The 24,202-nt window shown below is 58.8% G+C and carries 29 protein-coding genes, 1 tRNA gene and 2 riboswitches; of the genes, 15 read left to right on the top strand and 15 right to left on the bottom strand.

The window, feature by feature from the left end; all coding sequences use genetic code 11:
* Positions 1-18: 18 nt before the first annotated feature.
* Positions 19-1,428, bottom strand: coding sequence for an L-serine ammonia-lyase (locus tag FBZ97_RS06640; RefSeq protein ID WP_069612245.1), 1,410 nt, complete (start codon positions 1,426-1,428; stop codon positions 19-21).
* 198 nt (positions 1,429-1,626) lie between these two features.
* Between FBZ97_RS06640 and FBZ97_RS06635 the strand changes: the two genes are divergently transcribed.
* The 3 genes from FBZ97_RS06635 (at position 1,627) to FBZ97_RS06625 (ending at position 3,856) form a co-directional block, all read left to right on the top strand.
* Positions 1,627-2,319: a DUF599 family protein gene (locus FBZ97_RS06635; protein WP_069612246.1), complete on the top strand. Its 693-nt coding sequence runs from the start codon at positions 1,627-1,629 to the stop codon at positions 2,317-2,319.
* A gap of 61 nt (positions 2,320-2,380) precedes the next feature.
* Positions 2,381-3,370 (top strand): DUF1624 domain-containing protein, encoded by a 990-nt coding sequence (locus tag FBZ97_RS06630; RefSeq protein ID WP_145317344.1) that lies wholly within the window; start codon positions 2,381-2,383, stop codon positions 3,368-3,370.
* Positions 3,371-3,382: 12 nt separating this feature from the next.
* Complete coding sequence (locus FBZ97_RS06625) at positions 3,383-3,856, top strand: isoprenylcysteine carboxylmethyltransferase family protein (RefSeq protein WP_113333838.1); 474 nt, start codon at positions 3,383-3,385, stop codon at positions 3,854-3,856.
* A gap of 22 nt (positions 3,857-3,878) precedes the next feature.
* Here the strand turns inward: FBZ97_RS06625 and FBZ97_RS06620 are convergent, their stop codons facing one another.
* Positions 3,879-4,268, bottom strand: coding sequence for a MerR family DNA-binding transcriptional regulator (locus tag FBZ97_RS06620; protein WP_069612249.1), 390 nt, complete (start codon positions 4,266-4,268; stop codon positions 3,879-3,881).
* Between the two features lie 444 nt (positions 4,269-4,712).
* Here FBZ97_RS06620 and FBZ97_RS06615 point away from each other — a divergent pair, with 444 nt between their 5' ends.
* A complete protein-coding gene (locus FBZ97_RS06615) occupies positions 4,713-5,207 on the top strand; it encodes a peptide deformylase (RefSeq protein ID WP_145317341.1) in 495 nt (164 codons plus the stop codon).
* A gap of 60 nt (positions 5,208-5,267) precedes the next feature.
* On the opposite strand, the gene FBZ97_RS06610 is transcribed toward FBZ97_RS06615, so the two are convergent.
* The 3 genes from FBZ97_RS06610 to FBZ97_RS06600 all read right to left on the bottom strand — a co-directional run bounded on the left by FBZ97_RS06610 (position 5,268) and on the right by FBZ97_RS06600 (position 6,708).
* Positions 5,268-5,804 (bottom strand): hypothetical protein, encoded by a 537-nt coding sequence (locus FBZ97_RS06610; protein ID WP_145317338.1) that lies wholly within the window; start codon positions 5,802-5,804, stop codon positions 5,268-5,270.
* A gap of 262 nt (positions 5,805-6,066) precedes the next feature.
* A complete protein-coding gene (locus FBZ97_RS06605) occupies positions 6,067-6,372 on the bottom strand; it encodes a hypothetical protein (protein ID WP_113333836.1) in 306 nt (101 codons plus the stop codon).
* Positions 6,373-6,390: 18 nt separating this feature from the next.
* Positions 6,391-6,708: a hypothetical protein gene (locus FBZ97_RS06600; RefSeq protein WP_113333835.1), complete on the bottom strand. Its 318-nt coding sequence runs from the start codon at positions 6,706-6,708 to the stop codon at positions 6,391-6,393.
* 583 nt (positions 6,709-7,291) lie between these two features.
* On the opposite strand from FBZ97_RS06600, the gene FBZ97_RS34315 reads away from it, so the two are divergent.
* A complete protein-coding gene (locus FBZ97_RS34315) occupies positions 7,292-7,453 on the top strand; it encodes a hypothetical protein (protein ID WP_156090745.1) in 162 nt (53 codons plus the stop codon).
* 110 nt (positions 7,454-7,563) lie between these two features.
* On the opposite strand, the gene lipB is transcribed toward FBZ97_RS34315, so the two are convergent.
* Complete coding sequence (gene lipB / locus FBZ97_RS06595) at positions 7,564-8,280, bottom strand: lipoyl(octanoyl) transferase LipB (protein ID WP_145317335.1); 717 nt, start codon at positions 8,278-8,280, stop codon at positions 7,564-7,566.
* 239 nt (positions 8,281-8,519) lie between these two features.
* Between lipB and FBZ97_RS06590 the strand changes: the two genes are divergently transcribed.
* The 3 genes from FBZ97_RS06590 to FBZ97_RS06580 all read left to right on the top strand — a co-directional run bounded on the left by FBZ97_RS06590 (position 8,520) and on the right by FBZ97_RS06580 (position 9,383).
* Positions 8,520-8,604: transfer RNA gene (locus FBZ97_RS06590), tRNA-Leu, on the top strand.
* A gap of 292 nt (positions 8,605-8,896) precedes the next feature.
* A complete protein-coding gene (locus tag FBZ97_RS06585) occupies positions 8,897-9,112 on the top strand; it encodes a hypothetical protein (RefSeq protein ID WP_015339986.1) in 216 nt (71 codons plus the stop codon).
* Positions 9,113-9,188: 76 nt separating this feature from the next.
* Positions 9,189-9,383, top strand: a complete 195-nt coding sequence (locus FBZ97_RS06580) for a hypothetical protein (protein ID WP_145317332.1) — start codon at positions 9,189-9,191, stop codon at positions 9,381-9,383.
* Between the two features lie 144 nt (positions 9,384-9,527).
* On the opposite strand, the gene FBZ97_RS06575 is transcribed toward FBZ97_RS06580, so the two are convergent.
* Entirely contained in the window at positions 9,528-9,950 is a 423-nt protein-coding gene (locus FBZ97_RS06575; protein ID WP_113333832.1) for a helix-turn-helix transcriptional regulator, read from the bottom strand.
* A gap of 218 nt (positions 9,951-10,168) precedes the next feature.
* Between FBZ97_RS06575 and FBZ97_RS06570 the strand changes: the two genes are divergently transcribed.
* From FBZ97_RS06570 to sugE, 6 genes are all read left to right on the top strand, one after another.
* Positions 10,169-11,104 (top strand): DMT family transporter, encoded by a 936-nt coding sequence (locus FBZ97_RS06570; RefSeq protein ID WP_145317330.1) that lies wholly within the window; start codon positions 10,169-10,171, stop codon positions 11,102-11,104.
* 81 nt (positions 11,105-11,185) lie between these two features.
* Positions 11,186-13,195, top strand: a complete 2,010-nt coding sequence (locus tag FBZ97_RS06565; RefSeq protein ID WP_145317327.1) for an acetyl/propionyl/methylcrotonyl-CoA carboxylase subunit alpha — start codon at positions 11,186-11,188, stop codon at positions 13,193-13,195.
* Between the two features lie 162 nt (positions 13,196-13,357).
* A complete protein-coding gene (locus tag FBZ97_RS06560; RefSeq protein WP_145317324.1) occupies positions 13,358-14,485 on the top strand; it encodes an S-(hydroxymethyl)glutathione dehydrogenase/class III alcohol dehydrogenase in 1,128 nt (375 codons plus the stop codon).
* Between the two features lie 74 nt (positions 14,486-14,559).
* Positions 14,560-15,027, top strand: a complete 468-nt coding sequence (locus tag FBZ97_RS06555; RefSeq protein WP_145317321.1) for a YaiI/YqxD family protein — start codon at positions 14,560-14,562, stop codon at positions 15,025-15,027.
* Positions 15,024-15,860 carry an S-formylglutathione hydrolase gene (gene fghA / locus FBZ97_RS06550; protein WP_145317318.1) on the top strand — a complete coding sequence of 279 codons (837 nt, stop codon included), beginning with the start codon at positions 15,024-15,026 and terminating at the stop codon, positions 15,858-15,860. The genes FBZ97_RS06555 and fghA overlap by 4 nt, the downstream gene beginning before the upstream one ends.
* A 133-nt stretch (positions 15,861-15,993) precedes the next feature.
* Positions 15,994-16,308: a quaternary ammonium compound efflux SMR transporter SugE gene (gene sugE / locus FBZ97_RS06545; protein WP_113355592.1), complete on the top strand. Its 315-nt coding sequence runs from the start codon at positions 15,994-15,996 to the stop codon at positions 16,306-16,308.
* A gap of 11 nt (positions 16,309-16,319) precedes the next feature.
* Here the strand turns inward: sugE and FBZ97_RS06540 are convergent, their stop codons facing one another.
* From FBZ97_RS06540 to FBZ97_RS06505, 8 genes are all read right to left on the bottom strand, one after another.
* On the bottom strand, positions 16,320-16,706 hold the full coding sequence (locus FBZ97_RS06540) for a DoxX family protein (RefSeq protein WP_145317315.1): 387 nt from the start codon (positions 16,704-16,706) through the stop codon (positions 16,320-16,322).
* A 137-nt stretch (positions 16,707-16,843) separates the two neighbouring features.
* Positions 16,844-17,236: a DoxX family protein gene (locus FBZ97_RS06535; RefSeq protein WP_069612260.1), complete on the bottom strand. Its 393-nt coding sequence runs from the start codon at positions 17,234-17,236 to the stop codon at positions 16,844-16,846.
* A 122-nt stretch (positions 17,237-17,358) separates the two neighbouring features.
* Positions 17,359-18,891 (bottom strand): acyl-CoA carboxylase subunit beta, encoded by a 1,533-nt coding sequence (locus FBZ97_RS06530; protein ID WP_145317312.1) that lies wholly within the window; start codon positions 18,889-18,891, stop codon positions 17,359-17,361.
* A gap of 64 nt (positions 18,892-18,955) precedes the next feature.
* Positions 18,956-19,426, bottom strand: a complete 471-nt coding sequence (locus tag FBZ97_RS06525) for a hypothetical protein (RefSeq protein WP_113332545.1) — start codon at positions 19,424-19,426, stop codon at positions 18,956-18,958.
* A gap of 69 nt (positions 19,427-19,495) precedes the next feature.
* Positions 19,496-20,281 (bottom strand): ATP12 family chaperone protein, encoded by a 786-nt coding sequence (locus FBZ97_RS06520; protein WP_145650988.1) that lies wholly within the window; start codon positions 20,279-20,281, stop codon positions 19,496-19,498.
* A 9-nt stretch (positions 20,282-20,290) separates the two neighbouring features.
* Positions 20,291-20,944: an HAD-IA family hydrolase gene (locus FBZ97_RS06515; protein WP_095434971.1), complete on the bottom strand. Its 654-nt coding sequence runs from the start codon at positions 20,942-20,944 to the stop codon at positions 20,291-20,293.
* Entirely contained in the window at positions 20,941-21,939 is a 999-nt protein-coding gene (locus FBZ97_RS06510; protein ID WP_113332548.1) for an RluA family pseudouridine synthase, read from the bottom strand. The genes FBZ97_RS06515 and FBZ97_RS06510 overlap by 4 nt, the downstream gene beginning before the upstream one ends.
* 183 nt (positions 21,940-22,122) lie before the next feature.
* Positions 22,123-22,656 carry a copper chaperone PCu(A)C gene (locus FBZ97_RS06505; protein ID WP_145317305.1) on the bottom strand — a complete coding sequence of 178 codons (534 nt, stop codon included), beginning with the start codon at positions 22,654-22,656 and terminating at the stop codon, positions 22,123-22,125.
* Positions 22,657-22,824: 168 nt separating this feature from the next.
* Positions 22,825-22,908: riboswitch (glycine riboswitch) on the top strand.
* Positions 22,909-22,911: 3 nt separating this feature from the next.
* A riboswitch (glycine riboswitch) is annotated at positions 22,912-22,989 on the top strand.
* Between the two features lie 71 nt (positions 22,990-23,060).
* On the opposite strand from FBZ97_RS06505, the gene gcvT reads away from it, so the two are divergent.
* Positions 23,061-24,197: a glycine cleavage system aminomethyltransferase GcvT gene (gene gcvT, locus FBZ97_RS06500; protein ID WP_145317302.1), complete on the top strand. Its 1,137-nt coding sequence runs from the start codon at positions 23,061-23,063 to the stop codon at positions 24,195-24,197.
* The last annotated feature ends 5 nt before the right edge of the window (positions 24,198-24,202 follow it).

The raw sequence follows: 24,202 nt of genomic DNA, 5'->3' as shown, positions 1-24,202 counted from the left end.
TTTCGACCTTGGGCCACATCAGCATTCCACGACATTGACGGCGAGGCCGCCAGTCGAGGTTTCCTTGTATTTCTCGCTCATGTCGTGACCCGTCTGGCGCATGGTTTCGATGCAGGCGTCGAGTGGTACGAAATGCTGGCCGTCGCCCTTGATCGCAAGCGAAGCGGCAGTGACCGCCTTGACTGCACCAAGTGCGTTACGCTCGATGCAAGGCACCTGCACCAGGCCGGCGATTGGGTCGCAGGTCATGCCGAGATGGTGTTCAAGCGCGATTTCCGCGGCATTCTCGATCTGCTCCGGCGTCGCCCCCATGACAGCGGCAAGTCCCGCAGCCGCCATCGCGGCCGCCGAGCCCACCTCGCCCTGACAGCCGACTTCGGCGCCTGAGATCGAGGCGTTGTGCTTGATGATGCCGCCGACGGCGGCGGCGGTCAGAAGATAGTTGCGAATGCCGTCCTGATCCCAATCCTCGTGGAAATGCTGATAATAGCGGATCGTTGCCGGAATGACGCCTGCCGCTCCATTGGTCGGCGCGGTGACCACGCGGCCGCCGGCCGCATTCTCTTCATTGACGGCCATGGCGTAGACGCTGAGCCAGTCATTGGCGAGCAGCGGATTGATGCGGTTGCTGCGCCATTCTTCCTGCAATTTATCATGGATGGCACGCGCACGCCGGCGCACCTTCAGGCCACCAGGCATGATGCCATCGACCTTGAGGCCACGATCGATGCAGCTGCTCATGGCCGCCCAGATGCGGTCGAGGCCGGCATCCAGCTCTTCGGCGCTCATATGCGTCTCTTCATTGGCGCGCTTCATCTGCGCAATCGAAAGGCCGGAACGCTCGGACATTTCGAGCATCTGCTTGGCACTGGCGAAGGGGAACGGAACACGCTCGCCGGCTGGGGCAGGCTTTTTCCGGTCGGCCTTCATCTGCTCCAATTCTGTATCGGTGACGACGAAGCCGCCGCCGACGGAATAATAAATGCGCTTGACCAGTAGGCGCTCGTCCTTGTCGAAGGCGGAGAAGCTCATGCCGTTGGCATGACCGGGCAGCGGCACCTTCTTGTCGAAGATGAGATCTGTCTTGGGCTGGAATCGATAGGCCGGATGGCCTGGCGGCGTGATGCGCCCGCTGCGCTCCACTTCGTCGATAATGGCATCCATATGATCGGGATCGACACTATCAGGCTTCTCGCCCATCAGGCCGAGAATAACCGCCCTGCCCGTGCCGTGGCCAATGCCCGTGTGGGCGAGCGAGCCATGCAGGCTGACCTTGATCGACTCGACATGCACATTCGAAGACGGACGCGGCCATTCGTTCGAAAGAACGAGGTCGAGGAAGCGATTCGCGGCCGACATCGGCCCCATCGTGTGCGAGCTGGACGGTCCCACACCGATCTTGAACACATCGAAAACTGAGAGAAACATGGACCTTTGGTGCCTCCAGGCAAATCGATTTCCGGCAAGGCTACGCTATCGGGGCAAGCTTGCACGGCGATTGGCCGACATCGGATTTCATGGCAGCGACATTACATATAGGCATTCGGGGAAGCAAACAGAAGGCCATTGCACGCGGCCCGCGCTGCGCTACAGTCCACATCGGATTGATCTGGAGAATCTCCCTTTATGACGACTGCCGACTATGTCGCCCTCGCCCTCTTCATCCTTCTCTGGGTCGCGCTGAACTGGATCGTCAGCAGCGCCAGCTTCTTCAATCGTACAAGCCTGACGCTGGCAATGAACGAGCGTCGCCGCGAATGGATCTACAACTCCCTTCGCCGCGACCTGAAGATGATCGACACACAGATCCTCTCAGGCCTGCAGAACGGCACCGGCTTCTTCGCCTCCACCTCGATCTTCGCCATCGGCAGCTGCTTTGCGTTGCTCGGCGCCACCGACAAGATCAATGCCTTCTTCTCCGACATGCCCTTCATCTTCAACGGCGGCCGGACAGCTTTCGAAATCAAGGTGGCCGGGCTTGCCTGTCTCTTTGGCTATGCCTTTTTCAAGTTCGGTTGGGCCTATCGCCTATTCAATTACTGCACCATTCTCTTCGGCTCCCTGCCGATGCTGGAAGATGCCATTCGTGATCCCGTGCGTGCCGAACGCGCCGCAGAGCGGGTCATCCGCATGAACATCATCGCGGCCCGGAATTTCAACTCGGGCCTGCGAGCCATTTTCCTGTCGATTGGCTATCTCGGCTGGTTTCTGAGCCCTTACGTTTTCATGGTCACGACCATGTTCATCATCATCGTGCTGGTCCGCCGGCAGTTTTTTTCCGATGCCCGTCTGGCCATTATGGATAGCGATGTGCCATGACATGCTCGCGCCGTCTCAAGCGGCGCTCGTGATCTGAGTTCATGCCTGGAAGGACCCGCCAATGGTCGCTATCGCCGAGAGTGCCGATGCACCGCAAAAGACGCCCCGCATCGGCATTCTGGACACGGCGCGCGGCGTCGCACTCCTGGCCATGGCAAGCTATCACTGCACCTGGGATTTCGAGTTCTTCGGCTATCTCGATTCCGGCACGGCGGAAACAGGCTGGCTGAAGCTTTACGCCCGCGCGATCGCCAGCACCTTCCTGTTTCTGGCAGGATCCAGCCTCGTGCTTGCCAATACGCCGGAGATTCGCTGGCGGTCTTATTGGCGGCGGCTGGGCATGATTGTCGCGGCGGCCGCTGCGATCTCTCTCGTCACCTTCATCGGCATGCGCGAGGAGTGGATATTCTTCGGCATCCTGCACAGCATCGCGGCGGCAAGTCTCATTGGGCTCCTATTCTTGCGTCTGCCGGCACTTGCCACGCTTCTCGTCGCAATCGTGCTTGCCGTCGGCATTGTCGTCGACAATGTCATTGCGCCTCTATCGCTGCATTCGACATTTTTCGACGTGCCCTGGCTCTGGTGGGTGGGGCTTTCGGAAAACATCCAGCGCTCGAATGACTATGTGCCGCTTTTCCCATGGCTGACGCCATTCCTGTTCGGCCTCGGCGTGGCGCAATTGGCGACATCTCTTGGCTGGCTTAAATGGTTGGCAAAATTCGGCCCCGGCCGCAATCTCATTGCCCGGGCCGGTCGGCACAGTCTGATCTTCTATCTGCTGCACCAGCCGGTGCTGTTCGGCCTCGTCTACCTTTTGTCACTGGTCGCACCGGCTCCGCCTCAGGACGCGACCGTCGGCTATATCAGGCAATGCGTGGCCTCCTGCATCCGGTCGGGCAGCGAATCCATGTGCCGCAGCTTCTGCCAATGCACACTCGATAAATTACAAGCCCAGAATCTTTTCAAATCATTGGAATCCGGGGCGATCAAAGCAGATAGCGATGAACGTGTAAGCCGAATCGCGATACAATGTACGGATGAAGCGCAATGACAGGGTTATTCTATGAATGCCTATCGTTCGAAGTCGCTGAGTTTTCCGTGGCCGCCGCTGCTCTATAGCCTCGCCGTCATGGCGGCGCTGTATCTGCAGCGGGTGTATCCCTTGCCGTTGCCCTTTGTCTGGGCGCTTGTTTCTTGGGTGTTTGGCGCGCTTCTGACCGCCTTCGCCGTGACGCTGAACGTCTGGGCCGTCAAGACGCTCCTAGAGCGCCGCACGACCGTTCTGACACAGCGCTGTACGGCGCATCTGGTTACGACTGGCCCCTTTCGCTTCACCCGCAACCCGACCTATCTCGGCTATACCTTGCTTACCGCGGGCCTCGGCCTGCTGATCGGCAATCTCTGGTTCCTGGCGATGGCAGCCGTGGCGGCTGCCTTGACGACATTGCTCGTCATCCGTTGCGAAGAGATGCATCTCCTCTCGCGATTCGGCTGTGAATTCGAATTCTATTGCAAGCGGACGCGCCGCTGGCTCTGACAAGCTGAAGGCCTGGTCGCGATCACGTCCCGACGCCAATTTCGGCGAGACGTCCAAGGCAAGCCTCTTCGACATTGTCGAGTTCGCTCAGCGTATCGTCGATATCCTTGCGCTTCTGGCGCAGCTCATCGCGCTTCTCATCGACGCGCTTCATCAGCAGCTTGAGCTGACCGATTTCGCCCGGAGGCTCTTTATAGACCTGAATGATCTCGCGAATCTCGGCAATGGTGAAGCCGATGCGGCGGCCGCGCAGGATTTCCATGATCAGACGCCGGTCAGCCGGACGGAACAGGCGCGTACGGCCCCTGCGCTCAGGGTGGATGAGACCCTCGTCCTCATAGAACCTCAAGGTCCGAGTCGAAACCCCGAATTCCCGAGTAAGCTCCGTTATGCTATAGTATCCGTCGACCAAGAATCCGCCCCTATCTGCTGTCCATGATAATATTGACTTTTACGTAATAGTCAATTTTCGCGGGTTGCAGTCAGCTCCCGACCCACCAGTGCCGCCCAAAATCACAGGCTCGCAAGCCCCGAGAGGGCAAAATTCCTCGTAAATTCGATGGGAACGGTCATAAAAGCAGAGGACGCCTCAGCCATTCGATGCACGAATCATGCGATGGAGGTTCGAATGGCGGAATGCGGTGATTGCATCTTCAGCAATGGCAGACGTCATTCGGCTAGAAGGCCTCCGGCTCGCCCGACGTCCCTTATGGGGCTCGATTGAAATCGATGTAAAACAAGTGGATGATGGAAAAGGCTCATAGGGAAAGCGCAGCCATCGGGACGGTGGCATTGCAACCACCTTCCCCTTATTCTGGCAGCCTCCTACCTATGTCTTCCATCCATAGAGGGTCCCATGCCGGTTCGCCCCATCATCCGCTTTCCCGATCCGCTACTACGAACCGCCTGCGCTGCTGTCACCGCCTTCGACGACGATCTGCAAGCGCTCGTCACCGACCTGCTGGATACGATGCGGGCTGCGCCCGGCGTTGGCATCACCGGCCCGCATATCGGCGTCCTCAAGCGAGTCGTCGTGATTGAACTCAGCCGCGAGGATGGCGTGCGCACCTATATCAATCCGGAAATCCTATGGTCGTCGCCGGAAACCATGCGGCATACGGAGGGCAGCGTTTCCATGCCCGGAGTGACGGAAGAGATCGTCAGACCGAAATCGATCCGCTTTCGCTATCGGGATGTCGCTGGCGAGGCCCATGAAGCGGAGGCGCATGACTTTCTGGCCATCTGCCTCCAGCACGAGATCGACCAGCTGGACGGCATTTTCTGGCTGCAGCAGCTTTCCAAGCTCAAGCGCGACCGGCTTGTCAAAAAATGGGAAAAGATGCGGGCTTGATCTCCATAAAAGGAAACGGGCGCCCAAAGGCGCCCGCTCCGTAATCGCTTGGCTTCTCAATCAGCCCTTGAGCTTGGAATTGCAGAGGCTGTAGTAGCCGCCGCCCTTCTGAATCCACTTCAGACCGCCGAGCGAATTGCTGGTCTTGGCGGCGTTGTATGCATCGACGCAGGTGTGGAAGCGGGCTTTGCCGGGCGTCTCGGTAGCATATTTGGGGTCGACCTTTGCCGGGAAGGTTACGCCAGCCGGCGCAGCCGTCGTCGGCTTTGCCGGTTCGGCTGCTGGCGGCTTCGTCGCGTCGGGCTCGCTGGCATCGACCTTGGCAGCCGCAGTGGTCTTCGCCGGCTTGGCAGGCGTCGTAGCCGCTGGTACGGTGGCTGCGGGAGCGGTAGTCGTAGTGGTGCTGGCGTCCGCACTGCACTGCGTTGCGCGGAAGTCATTCCACTTCTGGCCATTCAAGGTACCAGCGGTCTTGGCCGCCTGGTATTTGGCGCTGCACTCTTTCATGGTTAGCGCAGAAGCCGAAGAAGCGAGGCCCATCGAGCCTACAACTGTGAGAGACGCAAGAGACATCAACAGGATGGCACGACTTGTCATTGGCATATCCTCCGCTCTATGACGAATGTCGAAACTATTAATCGTATCGTCCATATCGATTGTCAATCGACGCGCGATCTGGGGGCGACGGAAGACACCATATGCGGACGAACATGAACGCAAACTGTACAAAAATAGCCATCAAAAAGAGTGGCTTGGCTGGGCTGACAATCCTTGATGGCGGTTCGCCGGCGCGCCGAGTGCAGCCGGAGGTAGAAAGAGACCGCAACCCCGATCTGGCATATTGATCGGCATGATTCTGCTATTCGCAGGTCAGCGATGCGCTTGGGCTGCAATAGCACTCATAACGAGGAGCCGGGCAGGTTGCGGTCGCGAGGCTGAAATCCTGGCAATTGCATTGGACGTGAAACTGTTGATCTGCCGTTGCGGATGTCGCGCTGTAGATCGAAAAGCCGGTGCCGATATCGGCCGGACGAGACCCGACGCTGAAGGAATAGGTCGAAGTTGCGCTTTGCGGCGGCGAGTTATCCTGCTGACCCCACGCCATCAATGGAAGACAGAGCACACCGAAGATGGCAAGCAATAGCCTGGAAGACGATTTGGCCATATCTCGCGCCCACCTTTCCTACTGGCACATCAGATAAGCGTGCGGAACGCAGGTGCATGCGTAAGATTGGGTCGGGCACGTCATGTCCTGCAATGTCCGGTCGTCGCAATTGCACGTTACGAAATAGGATGAATTGTTCGGCATCTTCAGAATGCTCGAGGTGGAATAGCCGCTGCCAAGATCCGCGCGCCGATAGCTGAAGCTTGAAGCCGAATTCTGGGCATTCTGGTTGCCGCCGGCGGTCTGAGCCATGACCGGCAAGACGGACACGGTAAGGAGGAGTAGCGCCTTGAAGCCTGTCTTCCAATAACGGGTCACGCCAAAAACGGCTCTCATTGTCCTTACTCCATTCTGCAGTTTTGCTTGGGAATGAACTCTAATTTCGGAATGTTTCTTCCGTTTCTCCGTCTGTTGCTAAACCTTTCCTGTCCGCAATTTTCAGCCATGAGATGAACGGAACGTCGCCGGTGCCGCGTCTCGGCACAATGGTTGGGAAAACCCCTGTGGCTTACGTCCAACCCCCTTGCCGACGATATCACCACCGCGCGGAGGGAAAAAGTCGTTAGGACCCTATCAAAGGCCGACGGCGATCACGGTTTCGCGAGGAATAGGAGCGATTGTGGGAGGGATACAACCTATCCTGAAACTTGGACCTTGAAGTGCAGACGCATCGCCCTAATTTCATTAGTGCAGTTCCCCTCTCTGTGCCCTGGATGCTCTCCCTTCCAGGGCATTTTTCTTTTGTGGCACTTTTCTTGTCGAGCCGGGCATGCGGTGAAAACGGACCATCGCACCAAATGATTCGCAACGGCTCCCAAATGGGCGTAAGCTGTCCTCACCGTTGGCTACCGAACCCGTAGGCGCCATCGGCTGAGAGAGACGACGCGCTCTCGCCTGCAGAGGTCAAGGAGTTACCCGCATGACCTCGCATGATAATCACGACAATATCTTGAGCGATCAGAAACTGCATGATCTTCTCAGGGCAGAAGACAAAATAGATCTTTTGGAAAAATCGAAACGGCGCGCTTTGGATGAATGGGAAGTGCCCGTGCCAGAAGATGCCGAACAGTTTTCCCTGTGAGGGATGGCGGCTTTTTCGCAGTAGATCGGACAGGTCGTTTGACCTGTCCTGCTTAGCGCTGGAATTCCGCGCAGCATCCTGGATCGCCTTCCGGCGATCACCGATTGGCTTCAAGCGTCATTGATCGTTTCGCCGAAGACTTGTTCGAACGCCTCGCGGAGACGGATATCGACATCCGCCATCATGACCGGCAGGCCAAGATCGACGAGGCTGGTGACGCCATAAGCCGAGATTCCGCAAGGAATGATGCCGGTGAAGTGCCCGAGATCGGGGTCGACGTTCAGCGAAAGGCCGTGAAATGTCACCCATTTGCGCACACGGATGCCGAGGGCTGCAATTTTGTCCTCCGCCACGGTACCGTCTGCAAGAATCGGCTTCTCCGGGCGCCTGACCCATACGCCGACCCGATCTTCTCGCCGCTCGCCACGTACATTCATCGAATCAAGCGTGCGAATGATGACCTCCTCGAGCGCGCCGACGAAGGCGCGGATATCCTGTCGCCGACACTTCAGGTCCAGCATGACATAGGCCACGCGCTGACCTGGCCCGTGATAGGTATATTCGCCGCCGCGTCCGGTCGCAAAGACCGGGAATCGATCCGGCTCGATCAGATCGGCGGCATTGGCGCTGGTGCCTGCCGTATAGAGTGGCGGATGCTCGACCAGCCAGACGAGTTCCGGCGCCCGCCCCTCAGCAATCGCGGCCACTTCCGCCTCCATCGTGGCTACGGCCTCCTCATATGGCACGAGGCCGTCGCTGATCCGCCAGCGGACGGGTGGCGTGCCTTGAACGGGAAACATTTGGTGAGAAAGTTCGGTGCGAAGCATATGGCAGTCCTTTGCGCGCCGCGCCGGCCGCATATGTGGAAAACTTGCGTGCCGACGGGTTGTCCACATATGGCGCTATTCGGGCGGGAATTCAAACATGTAAGGCGTTTCCGCCGCATCCGGACCAGCTCGATCGGGCGAGCTGTGAAGGAATTTAAAAAAACTGACATATCGCTCTTGTGCCCCCCGAATGCTTTTGCTACATGCAGCCGCGCCGGAGCAATCTGGCCTACCACGATGCGGTCGTGGCGGAATTGGTAGACGCGCAGCGTTGAGGTCGCTGTGGGGCAACCCGTGGAAGTTCGAGTCTTCTCGACCGCACCAAGAACCCGGCTTTGGCCGGGTTTTTTGTTTTTGAAACAATACCTAGCCAGCTCTTGTTTCAGCGTGACATTATCTGACATGCCATCGTCCGCCCGCGGACGACACGCGAACCGATCAAAGCGTCGGGAATATTGCGGTGCCGCCCCGTTATCCAAACAAGTTGCTCACGAAATTTATGCCAAGAGGTAATTCACCTACCCTGATGGGCCGGAACAGCCGTCGTATTTCCATGGTCACTTGACTTCGCGCTCCTCTCTGGCACCGTGAACTTCTTCAGATATGGGGAAGATGAATGACGCCGGAACGCTTTTCAGAATGCCTTTTGCATATACGCTGGACGCCCATCAATCTGGCGAGCGCTCTGCAATGCGACCTGTCATGGGTGGAGGCGCTGGAAGCTGGAAATGCCAAAGTCCCGGAAGGGTTGGCGGAATGGCTGGAAACTCTAGCGCAATGCCATGAGAAAGCCGGCGTTCCAACCACTTATCGCGGCCGCGGACACGACTGAGATTGAGGGATACGAGCCCGGAGAACGAATGACAGCTCGAAACAGCGGATAACTCATTCCAACGGAGGGATTGGAGATGAATGATGATTTTCGCTTGAGGCTTATTAAAATCAGAGGCGAAAAGATCGCCCATCGCAACGAACTACTGGCGATGAAGATGCAGGGTGCAAATACCAAAGGGGCTGGCCAGGATATCGATCTCGACGGCATGATCGCCCGCGAACAGCTCGCGATCGATAATCTCGACGATACGATTGCCCGTCTCAGTTAGAGCAATTCCAGGAAAAGTGCGTAGCGTTTTTCCGTCCCGAATTGAAAGAAAACAAAAAGATAGAGCGGTTCGGGGATTCCATGAAAAGCTGAGCCTCTCAAGAGAAATTCAGCGCAGCGCCATGAATGTTAAAGGTCGCCACGCTCAATGCGCCACATCCTTGCTGAGATTGCGTAGCCTGATCTGATGGTCGAGGCGTTCAAGCTGGTTTGTCGTCGCCTCGATCAGCCGGCCGATCTCCTGATAGGCCGTCCGAAGCCGCGAAAGCTCGTTCCTGACAGCTTCCAGCGCGCGCTCGTCGCTGTCTTCTCCCGGCCCATCACCAGATCCCGTCATCAACCATGCCGGAGAAACATCGAAAAGCGCCGACATTTTCGCCAGAGCGGAGGGATTGGGTTCAGCCCGATCGGATTCCCAGGCGAGCATCGTCTCCTCGCTGACGCCAAGCTGCCCAGCGAGCGTCTTGAGACTGATTCCCGCTGCATCGCGCGCCATGGACAAGCGCCCTCCAAGCGTATCACCGCCTTCATCCGAAAAAACGGTCGTCTCTTGTTCTGGTTTGAACATCGGTGCGATCCCTTTCCTGGTTGCGCCGGCAGTTTTGTGCCGCGCATTCATGTTTTAGCTGTTTCCAAAGCTCCAGATAGGTCTAAGGGCGTCATCTCGCCATGGCGATCTGTCCCAATTGGAAAAGTCTGACACTTTTCGCTGGCTGTCGGCGAGACTTGCAGCTCGCTCCTGATCGCGCCTTGATTGCATGCTTTTCCTGTGTTTGATGTTCGTGCATGTCCATCTCTCCCGCCGTTTCCACACAGCAAAATCCGCTTAGAGGCATGGCGATCATGGCAAGCGCCATGATCCTGTTGCCGACGATGGATGCGATCGCCAAATACATGGCGAGCTTCGAAGGCATGTCGCCGGGCCAGGTGACCTTCTATCGCTTCTTCTTTCAGCTTGTGTGCATGCTGCCGCTGCTCGCGACCGCAACCGGACGGTCAGCCTTTTCGGCAAAACGCCCCTGGATGAATCTGCTGCGCGGCGCGCTTCATGGCGCTGCGAGCCTGCTCTTCTTCGCCGCGGTCAAATACATGCCGCTTGCCGATGTCTTCGCGATCTATTTCGTCGAGCCGTTCATGCTGACGGCGCTTTCTGCCCTGTTTCTGGGCGATAAGGTCGGCTGGCGGCGATGGCTGGCGATCATTATCGGCTTCGGCGGCGCAATGATCGTGATTCAGCCGAGTTTTGCGATCTTCGGATTTAAGGCGCTGCTGCCGGTCGCCTGTGCATTTCTCTATGCGCTGTATCTTTTCATGAACCGCGCCGTCGGTGAGGCGGATTCGCCGCTGACGATGCAGATCATGGCGGGTCTCGGCGGCACCGTCTTCATGGCCCTGGCTCTGCTTGCCGGCTCCTCAGCCGGTATTGCAGATTTTGAGCCGTCCCTGCCCGGCTCGACGCTTGGACTGGCGCTCCTGCTGATTCTCGGGTCGATATCGGGCTACGCGCATATGCTTGTCGTCAGAGCCTTCCGGCTGGCGCCCTTGTCCCTACTCGCTCCATTTCAATATTTCGAGATCATCTCCGCCACCGTCCTCGGCTACGCGATCTTCGGCGATTTCCCCAATCTTTCCAAATGGATCGGCATTGCGATTATCGTCGGCTCCGGCCTCTTCATCATCTGGCGGGAGCGTATGCAATCGAGATTGGAAAAAACGACGTAAGCGCAAACATGTTGCGCATGGACCGGGCGCGCAATTTATGGCTAAAACACTGACTGAATAGGGTATTTGGGCGGAGATTGCATGTTCAAGAAAATCCTGATCGCCAATCGTGGCGAGATCGCCTGCCGCGTCATCAAGACCGCGCGACGAATGGGCATCCTCACGGTCGCCGTCTATTCCGATGCCGATCGGGATGCTCTGCATGTCGAAATGGCCGATGAATCCGTGCATATCGGCCCAGCTCCCGCAGCCGAAAGCTATCTCGTCGCTGAGAAGATCATTGCTGCCTGCAAGCAGACAGGCGCCGAGGCGGTTCATCCAGGCTACGGTTTTCTCTCCGAGCGCGCCTCCTTCTGCGCGGCGCTGGAGAAGGAAGGCATCGTCTTCATCGGCCCGAAGCCAAAGGCGATCGAAGCCATGGGCGACAAGATCGAATCGAAGAAATTCGCCAATGCCGCCAAGGTCTCCACGGTTCCGGGCTATCTCGGCATCATTGATGATGCCGATCACGCAGAAAGGATCGCTGCCGAGATCGGCTATCCCGTGATGATCAAGGCGTCCGCCGGCGGCGGCGGTAAGGGCATGCGCATCGCCTGGAGCAAGGACGAGGTGCGCGATGGTTTCGAGCGCGCCCGTTCGGAGGCGAAAAGCTCGTTCGGCGACGACCGCGTCTTCATCGAGAAATTCGTCGTCGATCCCAGGCACATCGAGATCCAGGTGCTGGCCGATGCCCATGGCAACGTCGTTTATCTTGGCGAGCGCGAATGCTCCATCCAGCGCCGGAACCAGAAGGTCGTCGAAGAAGCGCCCTCACCTTTCCTGGATGAAGCGACGCGCAAGGCCATGGGCGAGCAGTCCGTGGCGCTTGCCAAGGCCGTCGATTATCAGAGCGCCGGCACGGTCGAATTCATCGTCGATCGCGATAGGAACTTCTATTTCCTCGAAATGAATACCCGCCTGCAAGTCGAACATCCGGTGACGGAGCTGGTGACCGGCATCGATCTCGTCGAGCAGATGATCCGCGTTGCGGCCGGCGAAAAATTGCCGTTCAAGCAATCGGATATCAAGCTCGATGGATGGGCGATCGAAAGCCGCTTGTATGCGGAAGATCCTTATCGCAACTTCCTGCCCTCGATTGGCCGTCTGACGCGCTATCGTCCGCCGCGCGAGGGTAAGACGGAGAAATCGGTCGTGCGCAACGATACCGGCGTCTTCGAAGGCGCCGAAATCTCCATGTATTACGATCCGATGATCGCCAAGCTCTGCACCTGGGCTCCGACGCGGCTAGAGGCGATCGAAGCGATGGGTGAAGCCCTGGATGGGTTTGTCGTCGATGGCATCGAGCACAATATGCCGTTCCTATCCGCATTGATGAAACATCCGCGTTGGCGCGAAGGCCGCCTCTCCACGGGCTTCATTGCCGAGGAATATCCCGATGGCTTCGCGCCGGCGACGCCGGACGAGGACCAAACCGCTTTGCTGTCGGCAATCGCCCTTTCCTGCAGCCTCATCGAATCCAACCGCCGTGAACGCTATGGCGACCGGCTGCGTCCGACCGCCGCGCCGCTGCGGGAGAGCTGGGTCGTCAAGCTCGGTGCCGACTATCTGCCTGTGACATTGCTTGAAGGCGTGGTGACCATTCCCTTCGAGATGGACATGCAGATCGGCGCCCAAACCGTAACTGTCGCAACCGACTGGCGTCCCGGCGACTCGGTATGGGTCGGCACCATCGACGGCCGCAAGCTGACGGCCCAGATCCGCACCGTGCTCAATGCTCTGCGCATCGATTGGCAAGGCATTTCCGTCCGGGCCAGGGTGTTCACACCGCGCCAGGCCGAGCTCGACAAGCTGATGCCCGTCAAATTGCCCCCGGATACGTCGAAGCTGCTGCTCTGCCCCATGCCGGGCCTGGTCGTGGCGATTGCCGTTGCCGAGGGACAGGAAGTCAAGGCGGGCGAAACGCTGGCCATCGTCGAAGCAATGAAGATGGAAAATGTCCTGCGCGCTGAACGCGATCTGGTCATCGGCAAGATCAACGCCAAGCCGGGCGAAAGCCTCGCCGTCGACGCCGTGATCATGGAATTCGCCTGATCGAGAAGCTTCGCCATCGCGGCCATATGGAAAAGCTTGCGTGGCGATTGCTCGGCCAAAACATGATAATTGCGACGCTAAGTGTCTGATTTTGGCTTGAGCCGCCCCGTGCGCCCATGCCAATGTCGCGCGGACCAAATCATAGCAGGAAGGGATGAGATCATGGACGTAAGAGCAGCGGTCGCGGTTGCGGCTGGCAAGCCGCTTGAGGTGATGACGGTTCAGCTGGAAGGGCCGAAGGCCGGCGAAGTGCTGATCGAGGTCAAGGCGACTGGCATCTGCCATACCGATGATTTCACCCTGTCCGGTGCCGATCCGGAAGGCCTCTTCCCGGCAATCCTCGGCCATGAGGGTGCCGGCATCGTCGTCGATGTCGGTCCGGGGGTGACTTCGGTGAAGAAGGGCGATCACGTCATTCCGCTCTATACGCCCGAATGCCGCGAATGCCCCTCGTGTCTCTCGCGCAAGACCAATCTTTGCACCGCGATCCGCTCGACCCAGGGCCAGGGCCTGATGCCGGACGGCACCTCGCGCTTCTCGATCGGCAAGGACAAGATCCATCACTATATGGGCTGCTCGACCTTCGCCAATTATACCGTGCTGCCGGAGATTGCCGTCGCCAAGGTCAATCCCGACGCTCCCTTCGACAAGATCTGCTACATCGGCTGCGGTGTGACGACCGGCATCGGTGCGGTCATCAACACCGCCAAGGTGGAGATGGGTGCAACGGCAATCGTCTTCGGTCTCGGCGGCATCGGCCTCAATGTCATCCAGGGCTTGCGGCTTGCCGGTGCCGACATGATCATCGGCGTCGATCTCAACAATGACAAGAAGGCCTGGGGCGAGCGCTTCGGCATGACGCATTTCGTCAATCCGAAGGAGGTCGGCGACGACATCGTGCCCTACCTCGTCAACATGACGAAGCGCGGGGCCGACCAGATCGGCGGCGCCGACTATACCTTCGACTGCACCGGCAACACGAAGGTCATGCGCCAGGCGCTGGAAGCTTCCCATCGCGGCTGGGGCAAATCGGTTGTCATCGGCGTTGCCGGCGCCGGCCAGGAGATCTCGACGCGTCCGTTCCAGCTGGTGACGGGCCGCACCTGGATGGGCACGGCCTTCGGCGGCGCGCGTGGCCGCACCGATGTGCCGAAAATCGTCGACTGGTACATGGAGGGCAAGATCCAGATTGATCCGATGATCACCCACACCATGCCGCTCGACGACATCAACAAGGGTTTTGAGCTCATGCATTCGGGTGAAAGCATCCGCAGCGTCGTGCTCTACTGAGGCAGAAAGCCACTCGACTGAACGTATGCGGCGCATGAGAAATGCGCCGCATATAGCTGAAAAGATTTGATATCATGATCTATGTCGATGCCGACGCCTGCCCGGTCAAGCCGGAGATCCTGAAGGTTGCCGAACGCCACGGCATGGAGGTGACCTTTGTCGCCAATTCGGGATTGCGGCCGTCGCGGGACCCGATGGTGCACAATGTCATCGTCTCCAACGCCTTTGACGCTGCCGACAATTGGATCGCTGAGCATGCTGGCGCCGGCGATATCGTCGTCACTGCGGATGTACCGCTTGCCGGCCGCTGCGTTGCGACCGGAGCACTCGTGACGGGACCAACCGGCCGTATCTTCGACAAGACCAATATCGGCATGGCAACGGCCATGCGCGATCTCGGCGCACATCTTCGCGAAACCGGCGAAAGCAAGGGCTATAATGCCGCCTTCTCGCCGCGCGACCGCTCCGCCTTCCTCGAAACCTTCGACCGGCTTTGCCGGCGTGCCAAAGCACATCAATCATCGCCTGGAGACCAGTCTTGAACATCATTTCCCAGAATACGGCCTTCGGCGGCATGCAGGGTGTCTTTTCGCACGAGTCGGACGCCTGCAAATGCGACATGACCTTTGCCGTTTTCGTGCCGCCGCAGGCGATCAAGGAGCCCTGCCCGGTCCTCTGGTATCTTTCCGGTCTCACCTGTACCCATGCCAACGTCATGGACAAGGGTGAATATCGACGCATGGCCGCCGAGCTCGGCCTGATCATCGTCTGCCCGGACACCAGCCCGCGCGGCAACGACGTGCCGGACGAATTGACCAATTGGCAGATGGGCAAAGGCGCCGGCTTCTATCTCGATGCCACCGAGACGCCCTGGGCCGAAAACTATCAGATGTACAGCTACATCACCGAGGAACTGCCTGCGATCATATCGAAGCAATTCCGCGCCGATATGAGCCGCCAGGGCATCTTCGGCCATTCCATGGGCGGCCACGGCGCCATGACGATCGCATTGAAGAATCCGGAGCGCTTCAAGAGCTGCTCCGCCTTCGCGCCGATCGTGCAGCCGTCGACGGCCGATTGGTCCGCACCCGCGTTGGAGAAATATTTGGGAAGGGACAAGGCTGCATGGCGCCGCTATGACGCCTGCGCGCTCGTCGAAGACGGCGCCCGCTTCCCCGAATTCCTGATTGATCAAGGCAAGGCCGACAGCTTCCTCGAAAACGGACTGCGCCCCTGGCTGTTCGAAGATGCGATCAAGGGAACCGGTATCGGCCTGACGCTGCGCCTGCACGAGCGTTACGATCACTCCTACTACTTCATCTCAACCTTCATGGACGATCACCTAAAGTGGCATGCAGAACGATTGGAAAATTAAAGGTAGTACCATCACCTTGAAATAGGCAATCAACAAATGCATATAGGAAATGCGCAGACGACTGCGGCGGCCGGCAACCAAACCGGTCGTAGACATCCCGGGGACGGCCTCGCTCTTAACAAAGGAGCGTAACATGGCTTGGTTCCTGCTTTTCCTCGCAGGCTTGTTCGAAATTGGCTGGGCCGTCGGGCTGAAATATACCGATGGGTTCACGCGGCCGATGCCGACAGTTCTCACCGTCATCTCCATGGTCATCAGCGTCGTGCTGCTTGGCTTGGCCGTAAAAACCTTGCCGATGGGTACGGCCTATGCGGTCTGGACCGGCATCGGCACCGTCGGCACGGTTCTGCTCGGCATATGGCTGCTCGGTGATCCCGCGACCTTGATTCGGCTATTCTGCATCGGCTTGATCGTGGCAGGCATCGCCGGACTGAAGCTTGCTGCTTGAGACGGCGGCGGTCATCGGCGCTGGCGATTGTCCAGCGCCCAGCTTCCCGGTCCGGCAAACACCAGAAACAGGAAGATGAAGCAGAACAGGATCGCTCCGTCTCCCTGATTATTGGCCGGAAAGAAATCGATCGGCATGTGGACCATGAAATAGGCGATTGCCATTTCGCCGCTCAGGAGAAAGGCGATCGGTCGGGTGAAAAGCCCGAGCAGGATCAAGACACTGCCTATGAGCTCTATGATCCCAGCCACGAAGAACAGCGTCGTGATCTCGTAAGGCGCCGGCGGAAAGCCGAAGACCTTTTGCGTGCCGTGCTCGATGAACAGCAACGCGGTCACGATTCGCAAAATAGCAAGGGCAGCAGGCTGATAGCGCAACAAGCGCTCGGAAAATGACATGAGGATCTCCGTTCGATAGGGGATGCGAAGGAGATCCCGTCAAAAGTGCTCTCGCTTCGCTGACAACGGAATGAACACGCGAGAGACGAATTTATTCGCCGGACCCGACGATCAGCCGAGCCCGACGAAAAGGCTGGTTACTTCTTGCTGTTGTCGATGGCCAGCAGGCCCGGACCTGCGAAGATCAGGAACAGGAAGATGAAGCAATAGAGAATCGCTGCGTCACCGCCGTTGTTGGCCGGGAAGAAATTCTTCGGATAATGCGCCATGAAATAGGCGACAGCCATGTTGCCGCACAGAATGAACGCGACCGGACGGGTAAAGAAGCCGACGATCGTCGCCAATCCGCCAACGATTTCGATGATGCCCTGAACCAGAAGCAGGGTCGGCAGCGGGCTTGGAAATTGACCGCCGGCCGGAAAGCCAACAAGCTTCTGCAGACCATGTTCGATGAACAACACACCGGTGACGATACGCAGCACGGTAAGAGCATAGGGCTGATATTGATTCAGCCGATCGGAAAGCGCCATGTTAAACTCCAGTTTTAATCCCCCACGAGGAAGCAATAGAGCGCACGGGCGCGAACGTGAAAACACGGATTCTGACGCTCAATCAATTTTCCGTGTCAAATCCGTGACTTGTTGTCACATGCTCACAACGGGATGTTGTCGTGCTTCTTCCAGGGATTGGTCAGGTCCTTGTTGCGCAACATTCTAAGCCCCTGCGCCAGCCGGCGCCGCGTCGAGCGCGGCATGATCACTTCGTCGATGTAGCCGCGCTCTGCGGCAACGAAGGGCGACAGAAAGCGGTCCTCATACATCTTGGTGTGAGCCGCGATCTTCTCAGGATCGGCGATATCCTTGCGGAAGATGATCTCGACAGCGCCCTTGGCGCCCATGACGGCGATTTGCGCCGTCGGCCAGGCATAGTTGAGATCGCCGCGCAGATGTTTCGAGGCCATGACGTCATAGGCGCCGCCGAAAGCCTTGCGGGTGATGACCGTCAGTTTCGGCACAGTCGCTTCGGCATAAGCAAAGAGCAGCTTGGCGCCGTGCTTGATCAGCCCGCCATATTCTTGGGCTGTACCCGGCAGAAAGCCCGGCACGTCGACGAAGGTGACGATCGGGATATTGAAGCAATCGCAGAAGCGCACGAAGCGCGCCGCCTTGCGTGAGGCGTCGCTGTCGAGAACGCCGGCAAGCACCATCGGCTGATTGGCGACGAAGCCGACGGTGGCACCCTCAATGCGGCCGAAACCGCAGACGATGTTCTTGGCGAAGCTCTCCTGGATTTCGAAGAAGTCGCCCTCGTCCGCTACCTTCAGGATCAGCTCCTTGATGTCGTAGGGCTTGTTGGCGTTGGCCGGAATCAGCGTATCGAGCGAGTTATCCGGCTCGGTTACCGACTGATAGCACTCGATCTCGGGCACGTCAGCGGTATTAGACTGCGGCAGGAAATCGATGAGACGGCGCACCTGCAAGAGCGTATCGACATCATTGTCGTAGGCTGCGTCGGCGATCGAGGATTTCGTCGTGTGCACCGAAGCGCCGCCGAGCTGTTCCGAGGTCACCGTCTCGTTGGTGACGGTCTTCACCACATCCGGCCCGGTGACGAACATGTAGGAGGTGTCCCGCACCATGAAGATGAAATCGGTCATGGCCGGAGAATAGACATCGCCGCCGGCACAAGGCCCCATGATAATCGAGATTTGCGGGATGACGCCGGAGGCCAGCACATTGCGCTGGAATACCTCGGCATAACCGCCAAGCGCGGCCACGCCTTCCTGAATGCGGGCGCCGCCGGCGTCATAGATCCCGATGATCGGCGCCCGGTTCTTCAGCGCCATATCCTGTACCTTGGTGATCTTTTCTGCATGTGCTTCTGAAAGAGACCCACCGAAGACTGTGAAATCCTTGGCAAAAATGAAGACGGTGCGGCCGTTGACCGTGCCCCAGCCGGTCACCACGCCATCGCCGGCAATCTTGCTCTTGTCCATGCCGAAATCGGTCGAGCGATGCTCGACGAACATGTCGAACTCTTCGAAGGAGCCCTCGTCAAGGAAGATATCGATACGCTCACGCGCCGTCAGCTTGCCGCGGGCATGCTGCGCGTCGATGCGCACCTGCCCACCGCCAAGCCTCGCGATCTCACGACGGCGTTCCAGCTCCTGCAGGATTTCCTTCATGCGGCCCTCTCTCCCTCATCGCTCGGGCTTAGCATGGCGCGAGCCTTGTTTGAAGCTGGTTGGCTCAGTTTGCGAGCCGTGGCGTGTTCAGCGAAAAGATGGAACGAACCCGCGCGGCGATATCTTCCGCCATCAGCTCATCTGCGGTGGCAGGATCAGGTGCGACTGTTCTGATCTCGAACGATGCCATGGCAACCACAGAGCCACCATCGGCCGCCGCGGCATCGATATTGATCTTGGCGCTGCTGCGGTCCCGATTGAAGCCGCGCGCTTTGCGGACGTCGCTCAGTCGGACGGTGATGGCAACCTGTGGCAATTGCGGGCTGAAGCTTGTTGCAGCGATCGCGGCGTTGACGCGATCATTGACGGCTGCAACCAGCGCTGGCGACACCGGTGGCAAAGCTTGATCGGCTATAACGGTTGCGCTGCGCACGGCATAGGTTGGAGGCGGAGGATCGACGGACCAGCTCGAACATGCGGCCAGTGCCAGACATCCCACGAGCGCCGGTACGGCTCTCGTCCTCAACAACAACATGATCCCTGCCCCGACCTTCGAATTTGCAAGATATGCAGATCGATATAAAGGACTGGAAATCAACAATATTCAACTGCGCAGCGCAGAAAAAACGTCAGTTGCGGCCTGAAACTCTTCAAAACGTTGTGCACGACGCTGTTCGGCCTCTTCGTCACTGCCCCAATGCTCGATCGTCCAATCCTCGTCGAGATGTGCGAGCGACCAGACGTCGGCCAGCGGCAGGAAACCTTCCGCAAAGGCCAGCGCCAGGATCGCCGAACCGGTTAGCGTCGTGATCGTGTGCAGGCTCGCAAGTTCCATCGGCGTGTCATACTTGCGGAGTGCGGCGGAAAAGGCCGCGATAGCTTCTTCGGGCTGTTCCTGATGCATGACTCCTTCGGCTAGGATAAAGCGGGCGCCTAGATCGCGCGCTGCCCATTCGATCACCGGGTTCCAGCGTTCCGACTGGCGCTCGACGAGCCGTTCCGGCCCCTCGGCGCGATAGCAGAGCAGATCGCTGCCCGAGAAACGGACAATTTCGTCGAATACAGCCTGGCTTTCCGTCGCAACGCCGTCGATGGCCGTGTTGACGAGACGCGTTACCGGCATGGTGGCGGGATCGATCACGTCGACTTGGCGTGCCCATTCGGCAGCCACCAGTCTGGCAAGCGCTTCCGTCGGCAGGGCCAGGGAGTGCCGCGCCGGCGTCTTCACCACCTTGCCATCGAGGGCGATGGCGTGTCCGCTCTCATCCTTGCTGATTGTCACATCCTTGTAGAAGCGTTTTGGCAACGGCTTCTTCATCTGGAGCTGCGCACGGCGGATCGGATCGGGATGGCTGAGACCTTCGGAAAGATCGTTCAACAGGTCGCGCATGGCGTCACCTCAGAGAATATGGCTCAACAAGTCGTTCGGATGGTGGGCTATGGCATCTGCCCCAGCCGCCAGCAATTCCTCGACGGAGGCGTAGCCCCATGCAACGCCGATGGCGGTCGCACCTGCCGCCTTCGCCATCTGCATGTCGTAGATGGCATCGCCGATCACGATTGTGTCGTGGGGATCCATGCCAGTCTCATCGCAGCACTCCGTCACCATCGCCGGATGCGGCTTCGACGGGCAATCATCAGCAGTGCGCGAGACAATAAAATAGGGCGTGAACTCGTTGACCTCAAGAATATGGGTCAAACCGCGGCGGGATTTACCCGTCACCGCGCCGATCAGCAGTTCGTCGCGGGCGGCAAGCGTCTCAATGAGCGGCTTAATGCCGTCGAAAAGCGGTGTCTGCATGTCCGCCTCGTCTCGCACCTCCGGAAAGATCGACTTATAATGCGCCGTCATGGCAATCGCTTCGTCGTCGACATGGGGCTTGCCCTGCAGGCGGGCAATGGCGATATCGAGCGTCAGGCCGATGATCGATTTCGTCGCGGAAACATCGGGCCGCTTATAGCCGAAGGCCACGAAGGTGCGCGCCATGACCTCATGGATCAGCCGCGCGCTGTCGACCAGCGTGCCGTCGCAATCGAAAAGTACCAGCTTCATTCGTCGTCCGGCTCCCCTGCCGATGCCTCGTCGAAACCGAGGAGATTCCATGTCTGCACCATATGCGGCGGCAGAGGAGCGGTGATGCGCAGGCGTCCACCGCTCGGATGCGGGATATCGATGTGGCGCGCGTGCAGATGCAGGCGCTTCTGGACACCGCCCGGAAAATCCCAGTTCGGATCGTCCTCGAAATATTTCGGATCGCCGATGATCGGATGGCCGATATGCAGCGCATGGACGCGCAGCTGGTGAGTACGCCCGGTGTAGGGTTCCATTTCAAGCCAAGCGAGCCGCTGGGCCGCCGTTTCGACGACGCGATAGTAGGACACGGCGTGATCGGCGCCTTCCTCTCCGTGCTTGGCGATGCGCATGCGATCGCCATCCGGCGTCGCTTCCTTCACCAGCCAGGTGGAGATCTTGTCCTCATGCTTGCGCGGCACACCCTTGACCAGCGACCAATAGGTCTTCTTGGTATCGCGTTCGCGGAAGGCTGCCGTCAGCTTCTGCGCCGCGCCGCGCGTGCGGGCGATGACGAGAACGCCTGAGGTATCGCGATCGAGGCGGTGCACCAGGCGCGGTTTTTCGCCCTTCTGGTTCGTCCACGCCTCCAGCATCTTGTCGATGTGGCGGCTGACGCCGGAGCCGCCCTGCACGGCCAGGCCCGCCGGCTTGTTCAGCACATAGACCTTGTCGTCTTCATGCAGCAGCATACGCGCCAAAAGCTCGGCGTCGCCGGAATGCTTCAATTCCTTGCCGGCGATCGGTCCGCTCTTGGTGGCCTTGGCGTCGACGTCGAGTGGCGGCACCCGCACCATTTGCCCCGGCTGCACGCGGGCATCGGTCTTGACGCGACCGCCATCGACACGCACCTGGCCCGAGCGCATCAGTTTCTGCAATTGCCCGAATCCGAGCCCTGGAAAATGCACCTTGAACCAGCGGTCGAGGCGCATGCCGGCCTCGTCAGGCTCGACCTTAATATGCTCAATCCCGGCCATTCTTCTTCTTTCAAATACGCAGCATGTTCCGGACATTGCCAAACCGCGTTCGGCGGGATCATGCAAATTCAAACAACGGGACGATCTGCCCCGCAGCCGGAGATTTCCGGCCTTTTGACGTGGCTTTAGAGCATTTCGAGGAAAAGTGGAAACCGGAATTATATGGCAGGATAATTTTCTGGCTCAGCTTCCCTTGGCCGAGACGACCGGCAGATTGATGTCGACCATGCCTGCTTTGTCGAACATTAGCATCACAGGCACCGTGCCACCCTGCTTGAAAGGCGTCTTCACCTGCTTGAACATCATGTGCATCGTATTCGGCGCGAGCGTCACGGTCGCGCCGGCGGGAATGGCGATGCCGCCTTTCACCTCGCGCATCTTCATGATCTCGCCTTCCATCTTCATCTCGTGAAGCTCCACCTTGCCGGCGGATGAAGAGGTCACGGAGGTGAGCTTGTCGTCGGTCTTGCCGGTATTGTGGATGGTAATATAGCCGCCACCGACCGGCTGGCCGGGAAGCATGGCGCGAACATAACCGCCACTGATATCGAGATCGCCAAGCTTGGCAGTCGCCGAGCCGGAAGGCGCTGCACCTGCATCCATGTGCATCCCGGCCATGGATTTCATCGCGCCGCTATCCTCGGCCATCGCTCCACCGAGGGGAAGCGAAAATGTGCCAATCGAAATCAGCAATGCGGCGGCGTGGTTGCGATTCATCTCTGTCTCCTGCCCGGCTCCTCAATCGATAAAAAGGGATAGCCTCTCCCATCCCTGTTGCAAAGGCCCGTAATCATTGCGAAACGCAGGATTGATCGGCGCGACAAAAATTTGTTCAGCGGCGACATTTGCCCCTTGCCATCTCTGTCCGGGACCGGATAATGGCTTTCAACCCTGTTGGGAGAATCCGGCGCAAGCCGGTGCCGAAGGAGCAACCGCCCCGGAAACTCTCAGGCCAAAGGACCAGCAAGGGGCAGACGGAACTCTGGAGAGAAGCGCGCAAGCGTTCGCCGAAGGGATAACAATCTCAGGCAAACAGACAGAGGGGGCTCATCGTCAGGCGCTACCGCGCCGAAAGTGTGAGCTCTGCGCTTCTAAACGAGCGCAAAACCCGGAGGCGTCATTTGGACGAGACCGCTGCCCTCAAGACCACCCCACTTCATGCCCTGCATGTGTCCCTCGGTGCCCGCATGGTGCCATTTGCAGGCTACGATATGCCCGTACAATATGCGCCCGGCGTGCTGAAGGAACATCTTTGGACTCGATCCTCCGCTGGCCTGTTCGATGTGTCGCATATGGGTCAGGTGACGATCCGCGCCCGTTCCGGCAAATATGAGGATGCGGCATTGGCATTGGAAAGCCTGGTGCCGGTCGATATTCTCGGCCTTGCTGAAAATCGCCAGCGCTATGGTTTCTTCACCGACGACAAGGGCGGCATCCTCGATGATCTGATGATCACCCATATGGACGACTATCTTTTCGTCGTCGTCAACGCTGCCTGCAAAGAGCAAGATTTCAAGCATCTTCAAGATCATATCGGCGATAGCTGCGAAGTTACATTACTCGATCGCGCCCTCATTGCTCTGCAGGGACCGCGCGCGGTCGACGTGCTTGCCGAGCTCTGGGCCGACATCGCCCATATGAAATTCATGGATGTGCGCCATTGTCGCCTCCACGATGTCTCCTGCCTCGTATCGCGCTCCGGCTATAGCGGCGAAGACGGTTTCGAAATTTCGGTCCCGGTCGACAAGGCCGAGGATATCGCCAAGCGGCTGCTGGAGCATCCGGACGTCCAGCCGATCGGCCTCGGCGCGCGTGACTCCCTGCGTCTCGAGGCGGGCCTCTGCCTCTACGGCAACGATATCGACCAGACGACAACGCCGGTTGAAGGCGCACTCGAATGGGCTATCCAGAAGGCCCGCAAGACCGGCGGCGCCCGCACCGGCGGCTTTCCGGGAGCATCCCGCATTCTCGGTGAACTCGATCACGGCACCTCGCGCCGCCGCGTCGGCCTGAAGCCGGAGGGCAAGGCGCCGGTGCGTGGTCACGCCAAGCTCTACGCCGACGCCGAAGGCAAGACGGAGATCGGCGAAGTCACCTCGGGTGGTTTTGGTCCGAGTGTCGAATCCCCGGTTGCCATGGGTTATGTGCCGACCGAATTCACCGGCCCCGGCACCACCGTCTATGCTGAGGTTCGCGGCAAATATCTGCCTGTTGCCGTCAGCACGCTGCCTTTCATCAAACCTACCTACAAACGTTGAACGTC

Source organism: Rhizobium sp. ERR 942 (genome assembly GCF_007828395.1).
Lineage (GTDB): Bacteria > Pseudomonadota > Alphaproteobacteria > Rhizobiales > Rhizobiaceae > Rhizobium > Rhizobium dioscoreae.
This window is presented reverse-complemented; position numbering and strand designations above follow the sequence as displayed.

Bases quoted from the DNA above. Each gene is read 5' to 3' on its own strand.
- FBZ97_RS06640 (WP_069612245.1), bottom strand. From the start codon at position 1,428: ATGTTTCTCTCAGTTTTCGATGTGTTCAAGATCGGTGTGGGACCGTCC.
- FBZ97_RS06635 (WP_069612246.1), top strand. From the start codon at position 1,627: ATGACGACTGCCGACTATGTCGCCCTCGCCCTCTTCATCCTTCTCTGG.
- FBZ97_RS06630 (WP_145317344.1), top strand. From the start codon at position 2,381: ATGGTCGCTATCGCCGAGAGTGCCGATGCACCGCAAAAGACGCCCCGC.
- FBZ97_RS06625 (WP_113333838.1), top strand. From the start codon at position 3,383: ATGAATGCCTATCGTTCGAAGTCGCTGAGTTTTCCGTGGCCGCCGCTG.
- FBZ97_RS06615 (WP_145317341.1), top strand. From the start codon at position 4,713: ATGCCGGTTCGCCCCATCATCCGCTTTCCCGATCCGCTACTACGAACC.
- FBZ97_RS06610 (WP_145317338.1), bottom strand. From the start codon at position 5,804: ATGACAAGTCGTGCCATCCTGTTGATGTCTCTTGCGTCTCTCACAGTT.
- FBZ97_RS06605 (WP_113333836.1), bottom strand. From the start codon at position 6,372: ATGGCCAAATCGTCTTCCAGGCTATTGCTTGCCATCTTCGGTGTGCTC.
- FBZ97_RS06600 (WP_113333835.1), bottom strand. From the start codon at position 6,708: ATGAGAGCCGTTTTTGGCGTGACCCGTTATTGGAAGACAGGCTTCAAG.
- FBZ97_RS34315 (WP_156090745.1), top strand. From the start codon at position 7,292: ATGACCTCGCATGATAATCACGACAATATCTTGAGCGATCAGAAACTG.
- lipB (WP_145317335.1), bottom strand. From the start codon at position 8,280: ATGCTTCGCACCGAACTTTCTCACCAAATGTTTCCCGTTCAAGGCACG.
- FBZ97_RS06585 (WP_015339986.1), top strand. From the start codon at position 8,897: ATGACGCCGGAACGCTTTTCAGAATGCCTTTTGCATATACGCTGGACG.
- FBZ97_RS06580 (WP_145317332.1), top strand. From the start codon at position 9,189: ATGAATGATGATTTTCGCTTGAGGCTTATTAAAATCAGAGGCGAAAAG.
- FBZ97_RS06575 (WP_113333832.1), bottom strand. From the start codon at position 9,950: ATGTTCAAACCAGAACAAGAGACGACCGTTTTTTCGGATGAAGGCGGT.
- FBZ97_RS06570 (WP_145317330.1), top strand. From the start codon at position 10,169: ATGTCCATCTCTCCCGCCGTTTCCACACAGCAAAATCCGCTTAGAGGC.
- FBZ97_RS06565 (WP_145317327.1), top strand. From the start codon at position 11,186: ATGTTCAAGAAAATCCTGATCGCCAATCGTGGCGAGATCGCCTGCCGC.
- FBZ97_RS06560 (WP_145317324.1), top strand. From the start codon at position 13,358: ATGGACGTAAGAGCAGCGGTCGCGGTTGCGGCTGGCAAGCCGCTTGAG.
- FBZ97_RS06555 (WP_145317321.1), top strand. From the start codon at position 14,560: ATGATCTATGTCGATGCCGACGCCTGCCCGGTCAAGCCGGAGATCCTG.
- sugE (WP_113355592.1), top strand. From the start codon at position 15,994: ATGGCTTGGTTCCTGCTTTTCCTCGCAGGCTTGTTCGAAATTGGCTGG.
- FBZ97_RS06540 (WP_145317315.1), bottom strand. From the start codon at position 16,706: ATGTCATTTTCCGAGCGCTTGTTGCGCTATCAGCCTGCTGCCCTTGCT.
- FBZ97_RS06535 (WP_069612260.1), bottom strand. From the start codon at position 17,236: ATGGCGCTTTCCGATCGGCTGAATCAATATCAGCCCTATGCTCTTACC.
- FBZ97_RS06530 (WP_145317312.1), bottom strand. From the start codon at position 18,891: ATGAAGGAAATCCTGCAGGAGCTGGAACGCCGTCGTGAGATCGCGAGG.
- FBZ97_RS06525 (WP_113332545.1), bottom strand. From the start codon at position 19,426: ATGTTGTTGTTGAGGACGAGAGCCGTACCGGCGCTCGTGGGATGTCTG.
- FBZ97_RS06520 (WP_145650988.1), bottom strand. From the start codon at position 20,281: ATGCGCGACCTGTTGAACGATCTTTCCGAAGGTCTCAGCCATCCCGAT.
- FBZ97_RS06515 (WP_095434971.1), bottom strand. From the start codon at position 20,944: ATGAAGCTGGTACTTTTCGATTGCGACGGCACGCTGGTCGACAGCGCG.
- FBZ97_RS06510 (WP_113332548.1), bottom strand. From the start codon at position 21,939: ATGGCCGGGATTGAGCATATTAAGGTCGAGCCTGACGAGGCCGGCATG.
- FBZ97_RS06505 (WP_145317305.1), bottom strand. From the start codon at position 22,656: ATGAATCGCAACCACGCCGCCGCATTGCTGATTTCGATTGGCACATTT.